Origin of the sequence: Achromobacter mucicolens, assembly GCF_902859725.1 — a bacterium.
Lineage (GTDB): Bacteria > Pseudomonadota > Gammaproteobacteria > Burkholderiales > Burkholderiaceae_B > Achromobacter > Achromobacter mucicolens.
The window spans coordinates 1-23,410 of sequence record NZ_CADIJP010000035.1 but is presented as its reverse complement, the minus strand read 5'-3'; the positions used below and the strand labels follow the sequence as shown (position 1 = coordinate 23,410).

At 64.8% G+C, this 23,410-nt stretch carries 19 protein-coding genes; 17 read left to right on the top strand and 2 right to left on the bottom strand.

From position 1 onward, the window contains the following. Window positions 1-444 precede the first annotated feature (444 nt). Window positions 445-2,217: a M61 family metallopeptidase gene (locus HV786_RS26695; RefSeq protein WP_128827099.1), complete on the bottom strand. Its 1,773-nt coding sequence runs from the start codon at window positions 2,215-2,217 to the stop codon at window positions 445-447. A gap of 27 nt (window positions 2,218-2,244) precedes the next feature. Here HV786_RS26695 and HV786_RS26690 point away from each other — a divergent pair, with 27 nt between their 5' ends. The 17 genes from HV786_RS26690 to HV786_RS26610 all read left to right on the top strand — a co-directional run bounded on the left by HV786_RS26690 (window position 2,245) and on the right by HV786_RS26610 (window position 21,435). After that, window positions 2,245-3,021: an enoyl-CoA hydratase gene (locus HV786_RS26690; protein ID WP_056327615.1), complete on the top strand. Its 777-nt coding sequence runs from the start codon at window positions 2,245-2,247 to the stop codon at window positions 3,019-3,021. Window positions 3,022-3,276: 255 nt separating this feature from the next. Next, the gene (locus HV786_RS26685) at window positions 3,277-4,827 is read left to right on the top strand and encodes a DUF1254 domain-containing protein (RefSeq protein ID WP_175212069.1); all 1,551 of its coding nucleotides are present in this window, start codon (window positions 3,277-3,279) and stop codon (window positions 4,825-4,827) included. Between the two features lie 468 nt (window positions 4,828-5,295). Beyond that, window positions 5,296-5,706 carry an ATP synthase subunit I gene (locus HV786_RS26680; protein WP_366869505.1) on the top strand — a complete coding sequence of 137 codons (411 nt, stop codon included), beginning with the start codon at window positions 5,296-5,298 and terminating at the stop codon, window positions 5,704-5,706. Between the two features lie 82 nt (window positions 5,707-5,788). Further along, window positions 5,789-6,670, top strand: coding sequence for a F0F1 ATP synthase subunit A (gene atpB / locus HV786_RS26675; RefSeq protein WP_062840107.1), 882 nt, complete (start codon window positions 5,789-5,791; stop codon window positions 6,668-6,670). A 118-nt stretch (window positions 6,671-6,788) separates the two neighbouring features. Continuing rightward, window positions 6,789-7,031: a F0F1 ATP synthase subunit C gene (gene atpE, locus HV786_RS26670; protein WP_003815363.1), complete on the top strand. Its 243-nt coding sequence runs from the start codon at window positions 6,789-6,791 to the stop codon at window positions 7,029-7,031. Between the two features lie 144 nt (window positions 7,032-7,175). Next, on the top strand, window positions 7,176-7,646 hold the full coding sequence (locus HV786_RS26665) for a F0F1 ATP synthase subunit B (RefSeq protein WP_008167494.1): 471 nt from the start codon (window positions 7,176-7,178) through the stop codon (window positions 7,644-7,646). 12 nt (window positions 7,647-7,658) lie between these two features. Beyond that, on the top strand, window positions 7,659-8,198 hold the full coding sequence (locus tag HV786_RS26660) for a F0F1 ATP synthase subunit delta (protein WP_128827098.1): 540 nt from the start codon (window positions 7,659-7,661) through the stop codon (window positions 8,196-8,198). Between the two features lie 28 nt (window positions 8,199-8,226). Then, entirely contained in the window at window positions 8,227-9,768 is a 1,542-nt protein-coding gene (gene atpA / locus HV786_RS26655; protein WP_056327611.1) for a F0F1 ATP synthase subunit alpha, read from the top strand. 98 nt (window positions 9,769-9,866) lie between these two features. Further along, window positions 9,867-10,772, top strand: a complete 906-nt coding sequence (atpG, locus tag HV786_RS26650; RefSeq protein ID WP_008167500.1) for a F0F1 ATP synthase subunit gamma — start codon at window positions 9,867-9,869, stop codon at window positions 10,770-10,772. Between the two features lie 43 nt (window positions 10,773-10,815). Further along, the gene (atpD, locus tag HV786_RS26645) at window positions 10,816-12,216 is read left to right on the top strand and encodes a F0F1 ATP synthase subunit beta (RefSeq protein WP_108697054.1); all 1,401 of its coding nucleotides are present in this window, start codon (window positions 10,816-10,818) and stop codon (window positions 12,214-12,216) included. 9 nt (window positions 12,217-12,225) lie between these two features. Further along, complete coding sequence (locus HV786_RS26640) at window positions 12,226-12,651, top strand: F0F1 ATP synthase subunit epsilon (RefSeq protein WP_056327609.1); 426 nt, start codon at window positions 12,226-12,228, stop codon at window positions 12,649-12,651. 185 nt (window positions 12,652-12,836) lie between these two features. After that, entirely contained in the window at window positions 12,837-13,751 is a 915-nt protein-coding gene (locus HV786_RS26635) for a helix-turn-helix domain-containing protein (RefSeq protein WP_175212068.1), read from the top strand. Window positions 13,752-13,878: 127 nt separating this feature from the next. After that, window positions 13,879-14,952, top strand: coding sequence for a uroporphyrinogen decarboxylase (gene hemE, locus HV786_RS26630; RefSeq protein WP_128827097.1), 1,074 nt, complete (start codon window positions 13,879-13,881; stop codon window positions 14,950-14,952). A gap of 336 nt (window positions 14,953-15,288) precedes the next feature. After that, a complete protein-coding gene (locus HV786_RS26625) occupies window positions 15,289-17,394 on the top strand; it encodes a primosomal protein N' (RefSeq protein WP_128827096.1) in 2,106 nt (701 codons plus the stop codon). A gap of 306 nt (window positions 17,395-17,700) precedes the next feature. Continuing rightward, complete coding sequence (locus tag HV786_RS26620; RefSeq protein ID WP_175212067.1) at window positions 17,701-19,764, top strand: UvrD-helicase domain-containing protein; 2,064 nt, start codon at window positions 17,701-17,703, stop codon at window positions 19,762-19,764. A gap of 73 nt (window positions 19,765-19,837) precedes the next feature. Next, a complete protein-coding gene (locus tag HV786_RS26615) occupies window positions 19,838-20,692 on the top strand; it encodes a class II glutamine amidotransferase (RefSeq protein WP_128827095.1) in 855 nt (284 codons plus the stop codon). 125 nt (window positions 20,693-20,817) lie between these two features. Beyond that, window positions 20,818-21,435, top strand: coding sequence for a hypothetical protein (locus HV786_RS26610; protein WP_128827094.1), 618 nt, complete (start codon window positions 20,818-20,820; stop codon window positions 21,433-21,435). A gap of 76 nt (window positions 21,436-21,511) precedes the next feature. Here the strand turns inward: HV786_RS26610 and dapD are convergent, their stop codons facing one another. Then, window positions 21,512-22,489, bottom strand: coding sequence for a 2,3,4,5-tetrahydropyridine-2,6-dicarboxylate N-succinyltransferase (gene dapD / locus HV786_RS26605; RefSeq protein WP_128827093.1), 978 nt, complete (start codon window positions 22,487-22,489; stop codon window positions 21,512-21,514). Between the last annotated feature and the right edge of the window lie 921 nt (window positions 22,490-23,410).

Here is a 23,410-nt window from a genome sequence, read left to right as displayed (position 1 = left end):
ACCCGGCGGTTGCACTCTACGTTAGGGTATCTGGCTCCGGCCACCTATGAGGCCCGCCGGCCGCGAAAACAACCGACCTAAGTGTCCACTAAAACTTGACCACGACAGCCGAACGGGGACGGGCGCCGCAAGACGCTTCTCTCCCAAACGACTGCATGCAAGAACCTCAAGAACCCGACTCGCCCCGCCGCCCGAGAAGATTCAACTGCAAAGCCCGGTGCGTCGTGGGCCTGGGGTAGGCGGGGCGTTTAGATGCGCCCGACGGAAACCGAAGGGAGCCGAAGGCGGACGAGGTTGAGGATGGGGAAGTCCGGAGCGAAGGCTCCGGACCGCAATCGGAGCCCCGCCTGCCCCAGGCCCACGACGCGCCGGGCGCCTTAAGAACCATGCCGGACGAACCGTGCCGAACGCCTTAAGAACTCAATCTATCAGCCCGGTACCCCCTCAAACCAACACACACTCCGTAGCCTCAGGCCCACTCAACTTCACCCGGAACTCCCGCAGCTCATCCCGCCGAAACACATGCACGGTCACCCGATCCCCAACCCGGTACTGCGCAAGCAGCAGATCCAACCCCGCCGGCGCATCCACCCGTAGTCCATCGATAGCCACCAGCACATCACCCGCCGACAAGCCTCCCTTGTGCCCCGCCCCGCCTTCAAGAACCGTCGCCAGCGTCAGCGAGTCGCCTTGCTTGCGCGTGCGCACATCCAATGACGGAATATTGGCCGACGTCTTCCATTGCAGCTTCACGCCCTGTGTTTCAAGCAACGAAGCCAGCGGCACATCCGCCGTCCCATACGCATGCCGAGCGATGAAGCGCCGCGTGTCCACCCCCGTCGCTTCCTCGATCAGCGCCGGCAGCCCGTCTTCCGGCAAACCGTGCGGCTTGCCCCGATAGAAGTCCCGGCCATAGCGATCCCACAGCAACCGCATCACATCGTCCAGCGAATGCGCGCCCGACGATTCCTCGCGGATCAGCAGATCCAGCCCAAGCGCCACCAGCGCGCCCTTCGTGTAATAGCTCACCAGCGCATTCGGCGAATTCTCATCCTGCTTGTAATAGCGCGTCCACGCATCGAAAGAGCTCTCTGCCACCGACTGCTTGTGGCGGCCCGGCGTGCGGGCCACGCTGGTGATCGTCTTGGCCAGCAGGCGCAGGTAATCCGCGCGCGTGATCGCGCCCGAGCGCAGCAGCAGCAGATCGTCGTAGTAGGACGTAAAGCCCTCGAACACCCACAACAGGCGCGTCAGGTCCGGTTGCGACAGATCGTACGGCGCGAAGACATCCGGCTTGATGCGCTTGACGTTCCAGGTGTGGAAATACTCGTGGCTCACCAGCCCCAGGAATCCCCGGTAGCCTTCGCCCTGGCCTTGCTGGCCCAGCACCGGCAGGTCCTTGCGCGCCGTCATCAACGCCGTGCTGGCGCGATGCTCCAGGCCGCCGTAGCCGTCGCCCGTCACCATCGTCATGAAGACATAGCGGTCCGCGCTGTCCAGGAACGGCGCGCGCTTAGTGCGGGGTTCGAAGAAAGCGATCTGCGTCTCGCAGATCTTCTTCACATCGTCCGTGATGCGCGCCAGATCCAGATTCGGCGCCACGCCCGTGAACACCAGTTCGTGCTCCGCGCCATGCGCCACAAAGCGCGACACCTGCGGCGTGCCCATCTCGACCGGGTGATCGATCAGCGCGTCATAGTCCGGCGCCAGGTATAGCCCGAAACCGTGACGGCGCGCCGCGCCCTTGTGGCCCGCGGCTTCGGGCAGGCTCGTGTAGACCTTCCAGCCGTCGATGCCGCGCGGCGGCGCCAGGTCCACCAGGCAGGGCTCGTGGTCCTGGCCGTGCACGCGCAGGAACACGCTGGTGCCATTGAAGAAACCGTGCGTCTCGTCCAGATGCGCGCCGCGCACCGACAGGTCCCAGGCGTAGACCGTGTACTCCACCTGCAACGGGCCCTCGCACGGCGCGGCCTGCCAGGTGTGGTTGTCGATCTTGTCGACAGTCACGCGCCGCGTGCCGGCACGGGCCGACACGGTTTCGATCTGGCGCGAGAAGTCGCGGATCAGGTAGCTGCCCGGGATCCAGGCGGGCAGCGACAGGCGCTGGCCGGCGGGCGAGGGCGATGCGATCGTAAGGGTTATCCGGTAGCGGTGGCCTGCGGGATCGTGCGGCGCAAGGCGGTAAAGTATGGGAGGTACGTCATCATTTTTTTTCATGCTCATATCTTATTACCGGAGACATTCATGAGCGAGTCGTTTGTACTGGTCGAAACCCGGGGCCGAGTCGGCCTGCTGACGCTGAATCGTCCCAAGGCGCTCAACGCGCTGAACGATCAGCTCATGGACGAACTGGGCGCCGCGCTGCTGGCGTTCGAGGCCGATCCCGACGTCGGCTGCGTCGTCATCACCGGTAGCGAAAAGGCCTTCGCGGCGGGGGCTGACATCGGCGCCATGAAAGACTGGTCGTACATGGACGTGTACGGCAGCGAATACATCACGCGCAACTGGGAAACGCTCAAGCGCATCCGCAAGCCCGTGATCGCCGCCGTGGCCGGCTACGCGCTGGGCGGCGGCTGCGAGCTTGCCATGATGTGCGACATCATCATCGCGGCCGACACGGCCAAGTTCGGCCAGCCCGAAATCAAGCTGGGCGTGATCCCCGGTGCCGGCGGCACGCAGCGTCTGCCGCGCGCCGTCGGCAAGGCCAAGGCCATGGACCTGGCGCTGACCGCCCGCATGATGGGCGCCGAGGAAGCCGAGCGCGCCGGTCTCGTCTCGCGCGTGGTTGCCGCGGACAAGCTGCTTGAAGAAGCCATGGACGCCGCCACCGTCATCGCCTCCATGTCGCTGCCGTCGGTCATGATGGCCAAAGAATGCGTCAACCGCGCCTTTGAAGGTTCGCTCAACGAAGGGCTGCTGTTCGAACGCCGCGTGTTCCATTCGCTCTTTGCCACCGAAGACCAGAAGGAAGGCATGGCCGCGTTTACTGAAAAGCGCAAACCCGACTTCAAACACCGTTAATCCTTGTTACGGCTACGCCTGCGTGAATCGCAGGCCCTGCATTGCCAAGCGCGCCCTATGAGGGCGCGCTTTTTCATGGTCATCTGCGCGCAAAGTGCAGGTTTCGCCTTGAAACGTCTGGCTAGCACCTTGTTGCAGACTTCGGCCCTATCCTGAATGAGCGTCATCCCGAGGTGCCGCGCCAGAGCGGTTTGCTGTCACTGGCAAATCCCGCGCGGCGGCTCGATTGCAAACAAAATCAAGAAGGAGCCTTGCATGCGTAAACCCATCGCTACCCGCCGGCTGACCACGGCTGCGCTCGCCGGCGCGCTCAGCGTCTGCTTCATCAATGTTGCCCAGGCTCAATCGCCGCAATCCACGCTGCGTCTGGTCTCCGAGACGCCGTACGCCGCCCCGCAGGCCGCCCCGCAGATGAGCGAGGCGCAATTGCGCGATACGGCCATCGATGCCTACGTCTACGCGTATCCCATGGTGCTCATGGAACTGGCGCGCCGCCAGGCCACGGCGGTGCAAAGCCCGCTGGACGGCAAGGCGCCGATGAACCAGTTCGGCCACAAGGCCGCCTTCCCGGATCCGCGCGCGGCCGACACGCCCTGGCCCAGCGCCGACGCGCTGTACTCCAGCCTGTGGTTCGACGTCTCGCGCGCGCCGCTCATCATCAATCTGCCCGACACCGGCGGCCGCTACACCGTGCTGTCGGCGCTGGACATGTGGAGCGACGTCTTCGCCTCGCGCGGCACGCGCACCAATGGCAACGGCGCCCAGTCCTTCGCCATCGTCGGCCCGAACTGGAACGGGACCGTGCCGGCCGGCGTCGACGTGATCCGCAGCCCAACCTCGATGGGCTGGCTGATCGGCTGGACGCAGGCGGGCGGCCCGCAGGACTACGCCGCAGTCAACCAGATCCAGTCCGGCATGACCGCGCGTCCGCTGCTGGTCCCCGTGACGCCGAACACCGCGCCGCGCGGCCGCAACGCCGGCAACGCGTACCCGCAGACCGGCTCGGGCATCGGCACCGCGCCCATCGGCAGCAACCTGCCCATGCCGGCCCCGGCCGTCACGGTGCCCGACGGCACCCCGGCCGAGCAGGTCGCAGGCATGGACGCCGCCTCGTACTTTGCCGTGTTCTTCGACGCGCTGCGCAACAACCCGCCGCACGCCAACGACACGCCCATGCTGGACCGCATGCGCCGCATCGGCCTGGATGACCGCCAGCCGTTCTCGTATGGCCGCCTGAGCCCGGCTGTGCAGCAGGCGCTGACCGACGCGCAACCCCTGGCCGGCCGCCGCATCGCCGACAACGTCTCGCGCCTGGCCACGCCGATCAACGGCTGGAATACGGTGCTGACGGGCATCGGCACCTACGGCACCGATTACACGCGCCGTGCGGCGATCGCCTATGCCGGCCTGGGCGCGCCCACGCCGGAAGACGTGCTGTACCCGGTGACCGTGTCCGATTCCAAGGGCCGACCGCTGGATTCCAGCGAAGACTACGTGCTGCATTTCGACAAGGGCCAGTTGCCGCCGGCCCAGCTCTGGTCGCTGCACGTCTACAACAGCAAGTACGGCTTTGCCGAGAATCCGGCCAACCGCTACGTGATCCGCAGCACCGACGGGCTGAAGTACAACGCCGACGGTTCGCTGGACATCTACGTGCAGCGCCGCGATCCGGGCGAATCCAAGCGCGCCAACTGGGTCAGCACGCCTGCCGCCGATGGCCCGTTCGTCCTCAGCATGCGCCTGTACTCGCCGCAGAACACCGCCCTGGACGGGCAGTGGGCGCCGCCGCCGGTCAAGGAAGACTAAGATCGGGCAAGCGCGAAACTGCTGAACGCATAGCTGCTGGCGCGCATCCGCCAGAACGCACAAGGCGCGCGGTCTCCGACATGGGGCCGCGCGCCTTTTCATGCAGAGGCGGGACCGGCGGCCACGCCCGGCAGAGCGCTCGCTCGTCCCCAATTTTTCCGCCGCAAGCAGGCGTTGTTGCCACCTTACAAACGGCCGAAAGTTCATTTGCTAGGGTGCAAAAAACCAAGCTATACTCTGCGGGTTTGACGCTTGCGGGATAAGAAACATGCGCTTCAAAAAGCGCGTCGGTTCCCACAGGGCCAGGTTAAGCGGGGAAGTTTGATGCGGCAGAACTCCATGCAGCAACGGCAGGGTTTAGGGCAGGGTCCTGGACAAAGTCTGGGGGCTGAAAGTCTAAGACCCGAAGGTCTAAGACCCCAAGGTCTGAGGCCCAGTCTGGATCAGGATTCGATCGATCCGGACGAGGTGGAAGTTCTGGTGCTCAGTGACGCGGATCGCGCGGCGCTGAACGCTCAAGCCAGCCGTGGGCTCTTGTTGGCATTGGCGGCGCAAGGCGCCATGGGGCTCGCAGCAGCAGTAATAGCGGGGGTTGTAGGAGGGGCGGCGGCAGGTTGGTCGGCGCTGGCGGGGGCAGGAGCGTATTTCATACCCAATGCGTTGTTCGCATTGCGCCTGGCTGTCAGCGTTCGGGCCGGCAAGGCCAGTCCCTTTACCTTTCTCTCTGGTGAGTTGATCAAGTTGTTCGCAACGGCATTGCTGTTGTGGCTGCTTTCGCGTGTGACGCATGACTGGCTTGTGTGGCCTGCCGCGTTGCTCGGTCTGATACTCACCCTGAAAGGCTATCTCCTGCTTCTGATGTTCCGCAGGCTGTCTTAGCGCCGAGTAAGTTGCGGCAAACGAAATCGTGGAATCGTCCGGTTCGCAAGGACCGGGCATACAGCAAATAGGATAGGTTCAAATGGCTGCTGCCAGCGACGTGTCGCCTCAATCCGCGTATATTCAGCATCACTTGGTGCATCTGAACAATACCGGTGAGAAACAGAGCGCTATTGCTCAGTTCGACATCATCAATTACGACTCGTTGTTCTGGTCCGGCCTGATGGGCCTGATCGTCATTTTCTTCCTGTGGCGCGCTGCCCGCCGTGCGACCAGCGGTGTTCCTTCCCGCTTCCAGGCCTTTGTGGAAATGATCGTCGACATGGTCGACGACCAGGCCAAGGGCATCGTCCACAACGCCAAGAGCCGTCTTTTCATCGCCCCGCTGGCCCTGACCGTGTTCCTCTGGATCATCCTGATGAACGCGCTGGACCTGCTGCCCGTCGACCTGCTGCCCTCCATCTGGCGCCTGACCGGTCTGGGTGCTGAGCACGGCGATCCCCTCTATTACCACCGCATCCTCCCGACCGCCGACCTGAACGTGCCGATGGGCATGTCGCTGGGCGTGCTGCTCCTGATGTTCTACTACGGCATCAAGATCAAGAAGCCGGGCGGTTTCGTCAAAGAACTGTTCACCGCGCCGTTCCATGCGCATGGCCTGGGCGCCATCGTGCTGGCCCCGTTCAACCTGCTGCTGAACATGATCGAATACGCCGCCAAGTCCGTGTCGCTGGGCATGCGGTTGTTCGGCAACATGTTCGCCGGCGAACTGATCTTCATGCTGATCGCCCTTCTGGGCGGCGCCTGGACCGGCTTCAACGGCGCCAGCATCGGCTTGGGCATCGGCCACATCCTGGCCGGCTCGATCTGGGCAATCTTCCACATCCTGATCGTTCTGCTCCAGGCCTTCATCTTCATGATGCTGACGCTGGTGTATCTCGGCCAGGCTCACGAAGGCCACTGATCCCCCGAATTTCCGGCGTCGGCCACCCGGCCGGCACCGGATAGCAAGATTATCTTGCATTGAGCTGTACCTCTTATTTTTCAATTTTTGACTTCAGATTTCTAACCAAGGAGTTGTCATGACCAACGTCGCTTTCGTTGCCCTCGCTTGCGGTCTTATCATCGGTCTGGGCGCTATCGGCGCTTGCATCGGCATCGCACTGATGGGCGGCAAGTATCTGGAAGCTTCGGCTCGTCAGCCTGAACTGATGAACGCTCTGCAAACGAAGATGTTCCTGCTGGCTGGCCTGATCGACGCGGCATTCCTGATCGGCGTGGGTATCGCCATGCTGTTCGCCTTCGCCAACCCGTTCGTCGGCTAAGGCACCGCCCGCCGGCAAATAGGTGGGTCATGACGCTGGCGGCGATGAGAGCAACGGCTCCATCGCCGGTCAGCAAAGTATCGAGTGCTCCGCGACGCCCCTTTCCGGGTGCGGTCGGAGCCGAAAGGTGTTAAAGGAACGACCGTGAATCTGAACGCGACGATCATTTTCCAGATGCTCGTGTTCTTCGTTCTGGGCTGGTTCACGATGAAATTCGTGTGGCCTCCCCTGACGAAGGCGATGGACGAGCGCCGCCAAAAAATCGCCGACGGCCTGGCCGCCGCCGAGAAGGGCAAAGCCGACCTGGCTCAAGCCCAGGCGCGCGTCAGTCTGATCGAGGCTTCTGCCAAGTCCGAAAACCACGCACGCATCATCGAGGCCGAGAAGCAAGCCGCCTCCCTGATCGAGCAGGCCCGCCGCGAAGCGGAAGCCGAACGTGCCCGCATCGTGGCGCAGGCTGCCCAGGATGCCGCGCAGGAAGTCCAGCGCGCCCGCGAAGCGTTGCGCGACGACGTCGCCGCGCTGGCCGTCAAGGGTGCTGAACAGATCCTCAAGCGCGAGGTTGACGCCCGCGCACACGCCGAGCTGCTGAACCAGCTCCGCGCGCAGCTCTAATCCGGGACCGTCATGGCTGAACTTTCCACTGTTGCCCGGCCCTACGCTGAAGCGCTCTTCAGCGCAGCGCGCGACGACAAGGCCGGTCTGCCGGCGTGGGCCGACCTGGTCAGCGAAATGTCGCAGGTCGCCTCCAACCCCGACGTGCGCGAGGCCATGGCCGATCCGCGTCTGGGCGACAAGCAGCGCGTCGAACTGTTTACCGGCCTGATCAAGGCCGATTTGCCGCAAGCCGCCCATAATTTCATCGAGCTGCTGGTCGAAAACGACCGGCTGCTGCTGCTGCCCGAGATCGCCTCGCAATTCGTCGCGCTGCGGAATCGTCACGAAGGCACGGCGCAGGCGGAAATCACCAGCGCGTTCGAGCTGAGCGATGCCCAGGTCAAGGATCTGGTCGCCGCGCTCGAACAAAAATTCGGCCTCAAGCTCAAGCCCAGCGTTACCGTCGACCCGTCGTTGATCGGCGGCGTGCGCGTGGCCGTCGGCGACCAGGTGCTCGATACTTCCGTACAAGCCCAATTGGTCCGCATGCGCGATCAGCTCGCCGCTTAAGGCTACTAACAGGATTCCAGGAGTCAATATGCAACTCAATCCCTCCGAGATCAGCGAACTGCTCAAGAGCCGCATCGAGGGCCTGGGCGCTTCGGCTGATGTCCGTACTCAGGGCACCGTCGTGTCCGTGACCGACGGTATTACCCGCATCCACGGCCTGTCGGACGTGATGCAGGGCGAAATGCTCGAATTCCCCAACAACGTTTTCGGTCTGGCGCTCAACCTCGAGCGTGATTCCGTCGGCGCCGTTATTCTCGGCGACTACACCGGCGTTTCCGAAGGCGATCAGGTCAAGACGACCGGCCGCATTCTGGAAGTTCCGGTGGGTCCGGAACTGAAAGGCCGCGTGGTCAACACGCTGGGCGAGCCGATCGACGGCAAGGGCCCGGTCAACGCCAAGGCCACCGACATCATCGAAAAAGTGGCGCCTGGCGTTATCGCCCGCCGCTCGGTGTCGCAGCCGCTGCAAACCGGCATCAAGGCTATCGACTCGATGGTTCCCATCGGCCGTGGCCAGCGCGAACTGATCATTGGCGACCGCCAGACCGGCAAGACCGCCGTGGCCGTCGACACGATCATCAGCCAGAAGGGCAAGGGCGTCACCTGCGTGTACGTCGCTATCGGCCAGAAGGCGTCGACGATCAACAACGTGGTCCGCAAGCTCGAAGAGCACGGCGCGATGGAATACACCATCGTCGTGGCCGCGTCGGCTTCCGACTCCGCCGCCATGCAGTACCTGGCTGCCTACGCCGGCTGCACGATGGGCGAATACTTCCGCGATCGCGGCGAAGACGCCCTGATCGTCTATGACGACCTGACCAAGCAAGCCTGGGCCTACCGCCAGGTCTCGCTGCTGCTGCGCCGTCCGCCGGGCCGTGAAGCCTACCCGGGCGACGTGTTCTACCTGCACTCGCGTCTGCTCGAGCGTGCCGCTCGCGTCAACGAAGAGTACGTCGAGAAGTTCACCGAAGGCGCCGTCAAGGGCAAGACCGGCTCGCTGACCGCGCTGCCGATCATCGAAACCCAGGCAGGCGACGTGTCGGCCTTCGTTCCGACCAACGTGATCTCGATCACCGACGGCCAGATCTTCCTGGAAACCGACCTGTTCAACGCCGGTGTCCGCCCCGCAATCAACGCCGGTATCTCGGTGTCCCGCGTCGGTGGCGCTGCCCAGACCAAGGTCGTCAAGAAGCTGTCCGGCGGTATCCGTACCGACCTGGCGCAGTACCGTGAACTGGCCGCTTTCGCGCAGTTCGCCTCCGACCTGGACGACGCGACCCGCCGCCAGCTCGAGCGCGGCAAGCGCGTCGTGGAACTGCTCAAGCAGCCGCAATACCAGCCGCTGCAGGTGTGGGAACTGGCCGTCACGCTGTACACGGTCAACAACGGCTACCTGGATGACGTGGACGTGGCCCAAGTGCTGTCGTTCGAGAAGTCGCTGAAGGATCAGCTCAAGGCCAAGCACGCGGCCCTGATCCAGCGCATCGAAGACACCAAGGAACTGTCCAAGGACGACGAGGCCGAACTGGCCGCCGCCGTTCAGGAATTCAAGAAGCACGGTGCTTTTTAAGAAAGTGATGGGTTAGGCGTCCAAGGCGCCTCACCCATCCTTCCCGGATGGTTGAGGCGCGAGCGGAACCCATCGGCCAGTCTTCACAGGAAAGCGCAATGCCCGGAATTAAGGAAATCCGAACCAAGATCAAGAGCGTGCAAAACACGCGCAAGATCACCAAGGCGATGGAAATGGTCGCCGCATCCAAGATGCGCAAGGCGCAGGAACGGATGCGTGCTGGCCGTCCGTACGCCACCAAGGTGCGCGAGATTGCTGCGCACCTGATGCAGGCCAATCCCGAGTACAGCCACCCGTACCTGGTCGAACGCGAAATCAAGGCGGTCGGCGTGGTCATGGTGACGACCGACAAGGGTTTGTGCGGCGGCTTGAACACCAACATCACTCGCGTGACGTTGGCCAAGCTGAAAGAGTTCGAGAAAAACGGCATCGCCGTGCAAGCGACCGCTTTCGGCAACAAGGGCGTGGGTGTGCTGACCCGTATCGGCGCCAAACTGGTTTCCCAGGAAGTGCAACTGGGCGACAAGCCGCAACTGGACCGCCTGCTGGGCGCGATCAAGGTGCAGCTGGACGCCTACCTGGAAGGCCGTATCGACGCGCTGTACGTGGCCTCGACCCGCTTCGTCAACACGATGAAGCAAGAGCCCCTGTTCCTGCGTCTGCTGCCGCTGGCCAGCGGTTTGGAAGATCCGTACCAGACGGGCGCCGAAAGCCTGGCCAAGACCTCGGAAGTGAAGTCGGAATACAGCTGGGATTACATCTACGAACCCGACGCCCGTAGCGTGATCGACGACCTGCTGCAGCGTTACGTTGAAGGCCTGCTGTACCAAGCCGTGGCCGAGAACATGGCTTCGGAGCAGTCGGCCCGGATGGTCGCCATGAAGGCGGCGTCGGACAACGCCAAGAAGGTCATCGGCGATCTGCAACTGGTCTACAACAAGACCCGTCAGGCCGCGATCACCAAAGAAATTTCGGAAATCGTAGGGGGCGCTGCCGCCGTTTGAGGCAGGCAGCATCCCGTCAAAAGCTATCAAGCAAGGAATCGACATGAGCAACGGAACCATCGTTCAGTGCATCGGCGCCGTGGTGGATATTCAGTTCCCCCGCGATCACATGCCCAAGATCTATGAAGCGCTTACTCTGGCCGACGAGGGTTCGTCGTTCGCCGAAAAGGGTCTGACGCTGGAAGTGCAGCAACAGTTGGGCGACGGCGTGGTGCGTACCATTGCGCTGGGCTCCAGCGACGGTCTGCGCCGCGGCATGAAGGTCACCGGCACGGGCGCCCCGATCTCGGTGCCCGTCGGCACCGGCACGCTGGGCCGCATCATGGACGTGCTGGGTCGTCCCATCGACGAAGCCGGCCCGATCCAGCACGACGAAAAGCGTGGTATCCACCAGCCCGCTCCCCGTTTCGACGAACTGTCGCCGTCGGTGGAACTGCTGGAAACCGGCATCAAGGTTATTGACCTGGTGTGCCCGTTCGCCAAGGGCGGCAAGGTCGGCCTGTTCGGCGGCGCCGGCGTGGGCAAGACCGTGAACATGATGGAACTCATCAACAACATCGCCAAGCAGCACAGCGGTTTGTCGGTGTTTGCCGGCGTGGGTGAGCGTACCCGTGAAGGCAACGACTTCTACCACGAAATGGAAGAGTCGAACGTTCTGGACAAGGTTGCGATGGTGTTCGGTCAGATGAACGAACCCCCCGGCAACCGTCTGCGCGTGGCGCTGACCGGCCTGACGATGGCCGAGAAGTTCCGTGACGAAGGCCGCGACATCCTGTTCTTCGTGGACAACATCTACCGCTACACGCTGGCCGGTACCGAAGTGTCCGCACTGCTGGGCCGTATGCCGTCCGCCGTGGGTTACCAGCCCACGCTGGCCGAGGAAATGGGCAAGCTGCAAGAGCGCATCACCTCGACCAAGACCGGCTCGATCACCTCGATCCAGGCCGTGTACGTCCCTGCGGACGACTTGACCGACCCGTCGCCTGCCACGACCTTCCAGCATTTGGACTCGACCGTCGTGCTGTCGCGTGACATCGCCGCCCTGGGTATCTACCCGGCCGTCGACCCGCTGGATTCGTCCAGCCGTCAGCTCGACCCGCAAGTCGTCGGCGAAGAGCACTACGCCGTGGCCCGTGGCGTGCAGCAGACGCTGCAGCGCTACAAGGAACTGCGCGACATCATCGCGATTCTGGGCATGGACGAACTGTCGCCGGAAGACAAGCAGGCCGTGGCCCGCGCGCGTAAGATCCAGCGCTTCCTGTCGCAGCCGTTCCACGTCGCCGAAGTGTTCACCGGTTCGCCCGGCAAGTACGTTCCGCTGGCCGAAACCATTCGTGGTTTCAAGATGATCGTCAACGGCGAGTGCGATGCCCTGCCGGAACAGGCGTTCTACATGGTCGGTTCGATCGACGAGGCCTTCGAGAAGGCCAAGAAACTGCAATAAGGAACCGATATGGCTACCCTGCATGTGGATGTGGTCAGCGCAGAGGAAGCGATCTTCACCGGTGAGGCGAAGTTCGTGGTTCTGCCTGGCGAGTCGGGTGAACTGGGCATTCTGCCCGGCCACACCCCGCTGATCTCGCGCATACGCCCCGGAACGGTCAAGATCGTTCGTGCCGACCAAGGCGAGGAAAACATCTTCGTCGCCGGGGGTATCCTGGAAGTTCAGCCGGGCAGCGTGACGGTTCTGGCCGACACGGCTATCCGTGCCGCCGACCTCGACGAAGCTCGCGCCCTGGAAGCGCGCCAGAAGGCCGAACTGGCCCTGGCCAACGCCAAGGACAAGGCTGACATCGCTGTCGTCGAAGCCGAGCTCGCCATGCTGGCTGCACAAGCCATCGCGGCGCGCAAGCTGCGCCAAGGCGGCCGCTCGCACTAAGCGGCAACGCGGTTCTCCGGGGTCAATCCCGGACACGAAGAAAGCGGCCCCCGGGCCGCTTTTTTCATGCGGGTGCGAAACCCGTGCGGACGCCCCGTCACGGTCAGCCGCAATGCGTTCACTACGAATAGTCGCGGCGGTGTTGCAACAGTAGCCTTCAGTTTTGCGATGCAAACGAGGAAGGCATGCGAGACGTGCTGGATTGCGGGGTGCTGATGGCGCCCGATCATGAAACGACGATGGGCGCCTGGGTCGCAGGCCATCAGGGCAGGGTGACGCGCGTGCGGCTGCATGCGGTGTCCCTGGCGCCGCCGCCGGACTCCCTTGCCCGGCAGTCGCTGTCGCTGCGGCGTTACGACGCCTGCATTCTGCCCGTGGCGCCGGGTTCGCTCGCGTGGGCCCGCATGGCCCTGCAGCAAGCCAGCAACGCGCTCTCCACCCCCATTCTGCTGCTGATCCACGACGTGAAGGCGCCCGCAATTCTCGATCTGCTCAGCTTGGGCGCGGCCGATTTCATCGGCCAGCCAGTGTGCCTGGAAAGCCTGCGCGTACGGCTGGTTCGACTCGCCCGCCGCAGCGCCTTGCCGGGCGCCGGCGCGACGGGCGGGGTCCATGAGCGCCGGGCCAGCTACCTGAGCGCCGACGCGCCGACGGGCGGCGCCGGGCATGCGCTCGCCGGCCAACGCTTCTCCGACGCGGGCGAGCTTGAGAGCACGCCGCTCTCGCATCACGCTTCCCACGCATTGCTCGGGCGTCATTCGCCTCATGCACACCTGCCGTCTATCGGTCCTCACGCGGCGCCCGCGCGTCCCAAGGTGGCCGTCGATGTCATCGAACACGCCTTGAGCAGCATGCGCCACCAATACCGGCGGGGCGCGCCAGAGACCTTCCGCGCGGCGAAGGCGCAGGTGGTGAACGGATTCGAGCGCGAATACATCCGCTACGCGTTGTCGCGCCACGGGGGCAACGTGGCCCAGGCCGCGCGCGCGTGCGCCAAGCACCGCCGGGCGTTTTGGGCGCTGATGCGCAAGCACGGCATAGAAGCCGCACCTTACCGCCAGGCCGCGCAGGCGGCCGCAAGGCTGCACGACGGCGGCTAAGGCGCACAGGCGCCAACCCGTCCCCCTCCGCCGTGCCTTGCGCACGCGCAATCCCACGGATAAGGCCGCCGCCCGCCTTGCCGGCCAGGGGAAGTAAACTCACGGCTTCCGATCATCGAGGTTAGCCGTGTCCGCTCCCCGTTTGAAGAACGATGTGTTCTTGCGCGCCCTGATGCGCGAACCCGTGCCTTATACCCCCATCTGGCTGATGCGCCAGGCGGGCCGCTATCTGCCCGAGTACCGTGAGACGCGCGCGCGTGCGGGCTCGTTCATGGGCTTGGCGCAGAATCCGGACTTTGCCTCGGAAGTCACGTTGCAGCCGTTGGAACGCTATGACCTGGACGCGGCCATCCTGTTCTCGGACATCCTGACCGTGCCGCACGCGATGGGCCTCGGCCTGGACTTTGCCGAAGGCGAGGGCCCGCGTTTCGCGCATCCCATCCGTACCGAAGAGGACGTCGCGCGCCTGGCCGTGCCCGACATGGACAAGCTGCGCTACGTGTTCGATGCGGTCAGCACCATCCGGCGCGATCTTGACGGCAAGGTGCCGCTGATCGGTTTTGCCGGCAGCCCCTGGACCATCGCCTGCTACATGGTTGAAGGCAAGGGCAGCGACGACTACCGCCTCATCAAGACCCTGCTGTACTCGCGCCCTGATCTGCTTCATCGCATCCTTGAGATCAACGCCGAAGCCACCCTGCAATATCTCAACGGCCAGATCGCCGCGGGCGCTCAGGCCGTGATGCTGTTCGACAGCTGGGGCGGTGTGCTGGCCGATGGCCTCTTTCAGCAGTTCTCTCTGGCCTACACGAAGAAGGTCGTGGCGGGCCTGACCCGCGAGCACGAAGGCCGGCGCGTGCCGGTCATCGTGTTCACGAAGGGCGGTGGCCAATGGCTTGAAGATATCGCGGCCTGTGGCAGCGACGCCGTGGGCCTGGACTGGACGGTGGATCTGGCGGCGGCCCGCCGGCGCACCGGGGACTCGGTCGCGTTCCAGGGCAACCTGGATCCGATGGCGCTCTTTGGTGGCGCCAGCGCCATCCGCAAAGAGGCGCGCCGGGTGCTGGACGCGTTCGGACCGGTGGGCAAGGGCGGCCATGTGTTCAATCTGGGGCATGGCATTTCCCGCTTCACTCCGCCAGAAGCGGTAGCTGAATTGGTCGATGAAGTCCACCGACACAGCCGCGCCCTGCACGCGTAAGTAAGTGAACGCTTCGGCCCCAAGGGCCGAAGCAAGCAGGCCGCACGGGCGACTTGTGCACAATAAATGCAGCCTCGGGGAAAACCCTTCTCAAGCTGGCTTACATTCTTGAAACCGGCCTCAAGTGCCTGTTTTATATCGGAAAATGTCGCTTATCAACAGGGATGCAATAGTTTGTGCATTCTTGCCATATTCCATTTTCCGATGTTGCTCTTGCCTTTTCCCCAAAGTTATCCACAGGCGTCGGTGGATCAATGGCGTCCGGGCAGGCGACAATCGTCCCATGCCGCGCCTGTCGCTTCTCATACATTTGGCTAGTCCTATTTCAGTAGATGAATGTCCCCCGATTCCCCGCCTGACGCGCAAGTAAAGTCCGACTCCTCAGCGGTGTGCTGGGTGCGCGTGGCGCTGGACGTGCCGTTGCCTGGTCCGTTCGATTACCGCAGCGATGCGCCGATCGCCGTCGGCCTGCGGGTGATCGTTCCGTTCGGCCGGCGCAAGATGATCGGGGTGGTCGTCGACAATCCCGCCGAACCTTCTTTCGAGCCCAAGCAGATTCGGCCCATCGAGGCGGTGCTGGACGATCTGCCGCCGTTCGACGAGGCGTGGTTGCGCATGGCGCGCTTTGCCGCCGACTACTATCAGCGGCCTCTGGGCGAGGTGATGCTGCCCACGCTGCCGCCGCCGTTGCGCAAGCCCACGTCCTATCAGGGCAAGCGGTCCGGGGAAGGGCCCGTGGCGCGCATGGATGCGCGCAAACGCAAGACCGTGCGCGCGCCGGCTACGCCCGACCAGCCGCCCGCGCTGAACGAAGCGCAGGAAGCCGCGGTGCAAGCCATTGGCGCGCTGGACGGATTCAAGCCGGTGCTGCTGCATGGCGTGACGGGAAGCGGCAAGACCGAGGTCTACCTGCGTGCCGCCGAAAAGGTCCTGGCGGCGGGGCGGCAGGTGCTGTTGCTTGTCCCGGAAATCAACCTGACGCCGCAGCTTGAAGCCGCGCTGCGCGCGCGCCTGGAGTCGCTGGTCGGACCCGAGGGGCTGGCGGTCATGCACAGCGGCCTGTCCGACGGCGAGCGGCTGCAGGCCTGGACCCGCGCCCATCGCGGACAAGCCCGCATGCTGCTGGGCACGCGCATGTCGATCTTCGCGCCGCTGACGCAGCTAGGGCTGATCGTGGTCGACGAAGAACACGATGCGTCCTACAAGCAGCAGGACGGACTGCGTTATTCGGCGCGCGACCTGGCCGTGTGGCGCGCTCACGATCTGAACATCCCGGTGGTGCTGGGCTCGGCCACGCCGTCGCTGGAGACCTGGCAGCACGCCGAGCGCGGCCGCTACCTGCGCCTGACGCTGCCGGGCCGCGCCCGGTCCAGCGAACTGCCCAAGATCCGGCTGGTGGACACGCGCCGCCTGCAAATGAAGCAAGGTCTGTCGCCGCAGCTCGTCGAGGCCATCGGCCAGCGGCTCGAGCGCAAGGAACAGGTGCTGATCTTCCTGAACCGGCGCGGCTATTCGCCCGTCCTGCACTGCCAGTCCTGCGCCTGGGTCAGCAACTGCCCGCGCTGCACGGCCTTTACCGTGCTGCATCGCACCAACGGCCGCGGCCATCGCCTGCAATGCCATCACTGCGGTTACCAGGCCCCCGTGCCGCGCGCCTGCCCCGAATGCGGCGACCAGGACTTGGCGCCGATGGGCCGTGGCACCCAGCGTGTCGAGGAACATCTGGCCGAACTCTTTCCCGAGGCGCGCATCCTGCGCATCGACGCCGACAGCACGCGCAAGAAGGGCAGTGCCGAGGCGTTGTTCGCGTCCGTGCACGCCGGCGAGGTCGACATTCTGGTGGGCACGCAGATGGTGGCCAAGGGCCACGACTTTGCGCGGCTGGGACTGGTGGGCGTGCTGAACGCGGATTCCATGCTGTTCGCCCATGATTTCCGCGCGCCCGAGCGCCTCTTTGCGCAGTTGATGCAGGTGGCCGGCCGCGCGGGCCGCCACCAGGGCAACGGAGAAGTCCTGATCCAGACCGGCTATCCCGAGCAGCCGGTGTACCAGGCCCTGCTGCGCCACGATTACGCCGGATTCGCGCGCCATGCACTGCACGAGCGCGAAAGCACGGGGCTTCCGCCCTTCGTTTACCAGGCGCTGCTGACCGCCGAAGCGCGCGAGCTCAAGGTGGCCCAGGCGTTCCTGGAGCAGGCGCGCGTGCTGCCAGAGGGCGAGTGGGCCGCCGATTTCCCGGGCATGGACGCGATCATGCTGTATGACCCCGTGCCGCTGCGCGTGGTCCGCGTGGCCAACATCGAGCGCGCCCAACTGCTGGCCGAAAGCAGCAGCCGGCCGGCGCTGCAGGCGTTTCTGGCTTCGTGGTCGCACCATCTGCCTTATCTGGCCAACGAGGCGCGCGTGCGCTGGCAACTGGAAGTCGATCCCCTGGAAATCTGATCGGCGGTGAAGCGGGACGCGCGTGCGACGGGGCGCTGCGGCAACAGTTCGCCGCTGCGACGATGCTCCGGTGTTGCGCACGTGCGGCCACGGGGGGTGCCTCTGCGGCCACCCGCCGATGCGCCATCGACCCGATTGTTCTATGATCGTCTTCCTCTATCGCACCGGCGCGGCAGACCCGCTGCGGCGGCTGCGCCCGTCCCCTTTTTCTCGCGTTTTTCCGGCCCATTGACGGGAAGCGGCAGGCCCCTTGCTTGCCGGCTGTCCTGGCATGGCCGCCGCAACGTATGACGATCTGAATCTCCAATGTCCGCAAGCGAACCGATTGGCCACGGCATGAATCCCGCGCAGCGGGAGGCAACGCTTTACCTGGACGGCCCCTGCCTGGTCCTGGCGGGTGCCGGCAGCGGCAAGACGCGCGTCATCACGCAGAAGATCGCGTATCTGCTGCGCGAATGCGGCTACATGGGCCGCAACGTGGTGGCGCTGACCTTCACCAACAAGGCCGCGCGCGAAATGGACGAGCGCGTGAAGACGCTGGTGGACCGCAAGCTGTCCAAGGGCCTGATCATCAGCACCTTTCACTCGCTGGGCGTGAAGATGCTGCGCGAAGAAGCGCGCAACGCGGGCCTGAAGCCCACGTTCTCCATCCTGGACGCCGACGACGCCATGTCGATCATCCAGGAACTGCTGGCGACCACCGACAAGGCCCGCCTGCGCCACGTGCAGGGCATCATCTCGCTGTGGAAAAACGCGCTGATGGAGCCGGACGACGCCGCGCGTGAAGCCATCACTCCGGGCGACGTCGAAGCCGCCAACGTCTATCGCAGCTACGCCGCCACGCTGGCAGCCTATCAGGCGGTCGACTTCGACGACCTGATCCGCATTCCCGCGCAGCTTCTGGCCAGCAACGAAGAGGTGCGCACCCGCTGGCAGAACCGCGTGCGCTACCTGCTGGTCGATGAGTACCAGGACACCAACGTATGCCAGTACCGGCTGGTGCAATTGCTGACGGGCTCGCGCGCCATGTTCACCGCGGTGGGCGACGATGATCAGGCCATCTATGCCTGGCGCGGCGCCACCATCGAGAACCTGGCCAAGCTGACCACCGACTACCCCAACATCAAGCTCATCAAGCTCGAGCAGAACTACCGCTCGGTGCAGCGCATCCTGGCGGCGGCCAACCAGGTCATCGAAAAGAACCCCAAGCTCTTCGAGAAAAAACTGTGGTCCGAGCTGGGCGTGGGCGAACCCATCACGGTGGCGGCCATGGACGGCGAGGAGCAGGAGGCCGAGTCCATCGCCATGAAGGTGTCGGCGGCGCGCTTTGAGCGCCAGGCCCAGTGGAAGGATTTCGCCATCCTGTACCGCAGCAATCATCAGTCGCGCATCCTGGAGCAGGCGCTGCGCAACTTGAAGATTCCGTACACGATTTCCGGTGGGCAAAGCTTTTTCGACAAGGCGGAAGTGCGCGACATCCTGGCGTACCTGCGCGTGCTGGCCAACGACGACGACGATCCTGCCTTCATCCGCGCGGCAACCACGCCCAAGCGTGGCATCGGCCAGGCCACGCTGCAGGCGCTGGGCCAGTACGCGGCCAGCCGGGAACTGTCGCTGCTTGCCGCCGTGGCCGAGACCGGCCTCGAAAGCGTGCTCGCGCCCCGCCAGCTTGAACAACTGCGCACGTTTGCCGAATTCATCCGCCGCATGCAGTGGCGCGCCGGCCGCGGCGCGGCCTCGGGCAAGGACGCGGCGCCCGCGGAACCGGCCGGCGCGATTCTCGACGACCTGCTCGAAGCCATTCAGTACGAGCGCCACCTGTTCGAGCTCTTCGAGGAACGGCCCGCGCAAACGCGCTGGCAGAACGTGCTGGAGCTGACCGGCTGGCTCAAGCGCAAGGCCGAGGAAGACAACATGACGCTCTTTGACCTGGTGCAGCACGTCGCCTTGGTCACCATGCTGGAGCGTGGCGAGGAAGAAGAACCCGACGCCGTGAAGATGTCGACGCTGCACGCCTCCAAGGGCCTGGAATATCCGCACGTGTACCTGGCGGGCGTCGAAGAAGGCCTGCTGCCTCACCTGGGCAAGGACGACGAAGTCGGCGACCCGGCGCGTGCCGCCGAAAACCTGGCCACGCGCATCCAGGAAGAACGGCGACTGATGTACGTCGGCATCACGCGCGCGCAGCGCAGCCTGCACCTGAGCTGGTGCAAGCGCCGCCGCCGTGCGCGCGAAGATCTGGTGCGTGAGCCCTCACGCTTCATCGAGGAGATGGGACTGGGCGACGTGCGGATCCAGGAAGACGACGCGACGGCCGCCATGAGCCCCAAGGAGCGCATGGCCATGCTGAAGGCGCTGCTGAACAAATAGGGCCGCCGGCGCGGGCTTGAAGAAAGCCCTGCCTCGCTCCTACACTGGCCTGTCCGGATCGAAGGAGCGCATCATGTGCCGTTGGCTGGCTTATACCGGTAGTCCCCTGCAGATGGAGAGCGTGCTGTTCAAGGCCAAGCACTCGCTCATCGAACAGAGCCTGCATTCGCGCCTGGGCGCCACCACCACGAACGGGGACGGGTTCGGGCTGGGGTGGTACGGCCGCGCCATCGAAGGCCGGCCCGCCGAGCCGCCCTTTCGCTACCGCAGCGTGCACCCCGCCTGGAACGACCGCAACCTGCGCGAGGCGGCGCGCGCCATCCATGCGCCGCTTTTCGTCGCGCACATCCGCGCCGCCACCGACACCCCCGCGCAGGAAACCAACTGCCACCCCTTCCGTCACGGGCACTGGCTGTTCGTGCACAACGGCCTCATTCGCGACTATCCGCTGCTGCGGCGAGACCTGATGCTGATGATCGCGCCCGGGTATTTCGGGTCGCTGGAAGGCTCCACGGATTCCGAGGTGATGTTTCTCTTGGCCCTTACGTTCGGCCTGGACGAGGATCCCATCGCGGCCATCGCCCGGATGGTGGGCGCCGTCGAGGAAGCCGGCCGGCGTCACGGCGTGGCGCATCCCATCAACATGACGGTGTGCGCGTTGGACGGCGAACGGCTCATCGCCGTGCGCTATTCCAGCGAAAGCGACTCGCGCACGCTGTTTCACAACACCTGCGTGCGCCACCTGCGCGAACTCTATCCCGACAACGCGCAGATCGCCGCCATGGACGACGACGCCTTCCTGCTGTTGTCCGAGCCCCTGTCGGACATGGCGGGCGTCTGGGAAGAAGTGCCCGAGTCCACGGCAATCATCGCGGGACGCGGCAACGTGCAGCACTTCCGGTTTGCGCCGATTCCGCCTGGCGAGTGATCTGCGTCGAAAGTGCGGGAATTGGGGTCATCAAGCACGTATTTCGCATATGGGCGAGAATACGGCTCGCAAGACATTGCGACGTCCTGGGCCGCGAGAGCACCCCAATCCAATCAGGAAGTTGCATGACAGATAGCCAAACCCCGCAGGCCATAGACGCATTCGCGGTGTTTACGCGCACGGGGCGCGCCCCGGATTGCTTTGAATTGCACGAAAAAGGCGTAGTCGCTCAGGAAGGCGGCGCCCGCTGCTACACCGCCTTCGCGGACATCCACGACCTCTGCCTGTACGCCAGCCGCCCGGATACGGCCGCGGCTCCCGCCGACAGCCTGGCGTTTCGCAGCGCCCCGCAAGGCGCTTGGACCACCGCCGACGGCGTCGACGATTTCCCCGCCTTCATGGACGCCTTCCGCGCGCAGTACGTGGCGCAGCGCCTGCCGGTGCTGGAAGCGCTGCAGGCGCAAGGCGCGCGCGTCGCATTCCGCTATATTGCGGGCGGCGCCTTTCCCGACCTTCAGACGCGCGAGCTGTCCCTGTCCGCGCAAGGCCTGCATATCGACGGCGCCACGTGGCCGTACGAGTCGCTGCAGCCCATCGATCTGGACGATTGGACCGACACGGTCACCCTGCAGGACGACAACGGCGAGACGGTCTTCACGTGCCGTGTCGCGAACATCCTGAGTTCCGACCTCTTTGTAAACCTGGTCTACGACCGGTTGGGGCAGACGGCGCAATACGCCTGACGCCGGGCGCCGGCCCAGCAAGCCGATCGCGCCACGCTTCGCAAGATATGGCCGCCGGGGGGCGGCCATGTTTCATTCAATGCCCCGAATGCAGGGCAGGATTCAACGTGCCCCACGCCGCGGTGCGCACCAGCGCCTCTACCGCGCCCGTCTGCGAGTTGCGGCGGAACAGCAGCCCGTGCTGGCCCGCCAGCGACACCGCCTTCACGACGGCCCCTTCCGGCGTCAGCACCCGCGTGCCGGCCGTGATGTAGCAGCCGGCTTCGACCACGCAGTCATCGCCCAGCGAAATGCCCAGGCCGGAATTGGCGCCCAGCAGGCAACGCTTGCCGATCGACACCACCTGCCTGCCGCCGCCCGACATGGTGCCCATGATCGACGCGCCGCCGCCGATGTCGGTGCCATCGTCCACGATCACGCCCGCGCTGATGCGGCCTTCGACCATGGACGCACCCAGCGTGCCAGCGTTGAAATTGCAAAACCCTTCATGCAGCACGGTGGTGCCCGGCGACAGGTGCGCGCCCAGCCGCACACGCGCCGTGTCCGCGATGCGCACGCCACTGGCCACGACGTAATCGGTCATGCGCGGGATCTTGTCCACGCCCCGGATCTCCAGCACCTGCCCGGTGGCGCGCAGATGCCAACGCAACGCGTCCACCTGCTCCACCGCACACGGCCCCGCCGAGGTCCATGCGACGTTGGCCAGCACCCCAAACAACCCATCCAGATTGGCGCCATGCGGCCGGATGAGCCGATGGCTGAGCAGATGCAGCCGCAGGTACGCATCGTGCGCATCGACGGGCGGCTCGTCCAGCGACGAAATCGCGGTCCGCACGGCCACGATATCCACCTTGCGGCGGGTGTCACGGACGAGCGCGGTGGCGACGTGCTCGCCGAGGGCGGCACGCGCTTCTTCCGGCGTCAGGTGACGAGTTCCCGTGGGCGGGGCGTTATCGGCGAGCGAGGGCCGCGGATACCAGGTGTCCAGGATGGTGCCGTCGGCGGCTAACGTTGCCAGGCCGTAGGCGATGGCGCTTGTGGGGGTGGCGGACATGACGGGGGGATGATGGCGATTTTGGTGGGCGACATTCTAGGCGAATGGGGTTGGATGTTGGTGGTATTTGGGGGTGGCGTTTTTGTCTACGGATGTGGGTTTACCTAGGTGTCTGACATCCGTGGAGATGATGTTTCGCGTTAAGGCGTGCATTTCCTGGGGTGTCTGAGGTTGGTCCTCGCTGCGAGCGTCTTCGTAGGTCGCCCGACGCCGCGGTCACCGTGGGCACGATCGCCCACGATTGCGGTCCGGAGCCTTCGCTCCGGACTGCCCCGTTGTCATCTTCGTCCAGGCCTTCGGCCTTCCCTTCAGATTCCCTCGGGCGCATCGACGGCGCTCGCAACTACGGTGACCGCGACGCCGTGCTACGAGGGTCTTTGGTTTGGGGCGCTTCAAGACCTGTGGTCAGGGCAGGAGATCTGCGGGGCCGCCGGATTGCTGCCGCCCGGGCGGCGGCAATCGGCATCGGGTCGGTGGGACGTCGTGGCGGTGTGCGCGTGCGCGCTGGCAGAGAGTTGTTAGCTAATGGGCCGCCGTCACGGGGGGAGGGGCGGTGATGGGCGGCGCGGCGACGGGTAGCCACAGCTTGCCGACCGGTACGCGCCGCCCATCAGGCACTGGGGTTCAAGTGACGATTATTGGCGTCTCTGCCTGAACCTGCCCAGCGCGTCTGCTGCTGCCGGTGTCTGACACCCTAGGGAGACGCACTTGGCATGACGGGAATCTCACCAGGGTGTCAGACACCAGGGGCAGGCGCAGCCACGCGCGAAGCGTCATCGCCACGACGCAAGACGCCGCGTAAGCCCACGAAGGCCGCCCGCGCGGCCTGTAGTGGTCTAATTTTGGTAGACACCCATTTAGGTTGAACCTAGGAGGTGAGTCATGACCAAGATAAAGCGGCGTGCCTTTACGGCTGAGTTC

What these genes read in the sequence shown, in the direction of transcription:
- HV786_RS26620 (WP_175212067.1), top strand. Translation starts at nt 17,701, where the DNA reads ATGTCCGCAAGCGAACCGATTGGCCACGGCATGAATCCCGCGCAGCGG.
- dapD (WP_128827093.1), bottom strand. Translation starts at nt 22,489, where the DNA reads ATGTCCGCCACCCCCACAAGCGCCATCGCCTACGGCCTGGCAACGTTA.
- HV786_RS26635 (WP_175212068.1), top strand. Translation starts at nt 12,837, where the DNA reads ATGCGAGACGTGCTGGATTGCGGGGTGCTGATGGCGCCCGATCATGAA.
- atpE (WP_003815363.1), top strand. Translation starts at nt 6,789, where the DNA reads ATGACCAACGTCGCTTTCGTTGCCCTCGCTTGCGGTCTTATCATCGGT.
- HV786_RS26640 (WP_056327609.1), top strand. Translation starts at nt 12,226, where the DNA reads ATGGCTACCCTGCATGTGGATGTGGTCAGCGCAGAGGAAGCGATCTTC.
- HV786_RS26660 (WP_128827098.1), top strand. Translation starts at nt 7,659, where the DNA reads ATGGCTGAACTTTCCACTGTTGCCCGGCCCTACGCTGAAGCGCTCTTC.
- HV786_RS26685 (WP_175212069.1), top strand. Translation starts at nt 3,277, where the DNA reads ATGCGTAAACCCATCGCTACCCGCCGGCTGACCACGGCTGCGCTCGCC.
- atpA (WP_056327611.1), top strand. Translation starts at nt 8,227, where the DNA reads ATGCAACTCAATCCCTCCGAGATCAGCGAACTGCTCAAGAGCCGCATC.
- HV786_RS26610 (WP_128827094.1), top strand. Translation starts at nt 20,818, where the DNA reads ATGACAGATAGCCAAACCCCGCAGGCCATAGACGCATTCGCGGTGTTT.
- HV786_RS26615 (WP_128827095.1), top strand. Translation starts at nt 19,838, where the DNA reads ATGTGCCGTTGGCTGGCTTATACCGGTAGTCCCCTGCAGATGGAGAGC.
- HV786_RS26695 (WP_128827099.1), bottom strand. Translation starts at nt 2,217, where the DNA reads ATGAAAAAAAATGATGACGTACCTCCCATACTTTACCGCCTTGCGCCG.
- atpD (WP_108697054.1), top strand. Translation starts at nt 10,816, where the DNA reads ATGAGCAACGGAACCATCGTTCAGTGCATCGGCGCCGTGGTGGATATT.
- HV786_RS26625 (WP_128827096.1), top strand. Translation starts at nt 15,289, where the DNA reads ATGTCCCCCGATTCCCCGCCTGACGCGCAAGTAAAGTCCGACTCCTCA.
- atpB (WP_062840107.1), top strand. Translation starts at nt 5,789, where the DNA reads ATGGCTGCTGCCAGCGACGTGTCGCCTCAATCCGCGTATATTCAGCAT.
- atpG (WP_008167500.1), top strand. Translation starts at nt 9,867, where the DNA reads ATGCCCGGAATTAAGGAAATCCGAACCAAGATCAAGAGCGTGCAAAAC.
- HV786_RS26690 (WP_056327615.1), top strand. Translation starts at nt 2,245, where the DNA reads ATGAGCGAGTCGTTTGTACTGGTCGAAACCCGGGGCCGAGTCGGCCTG.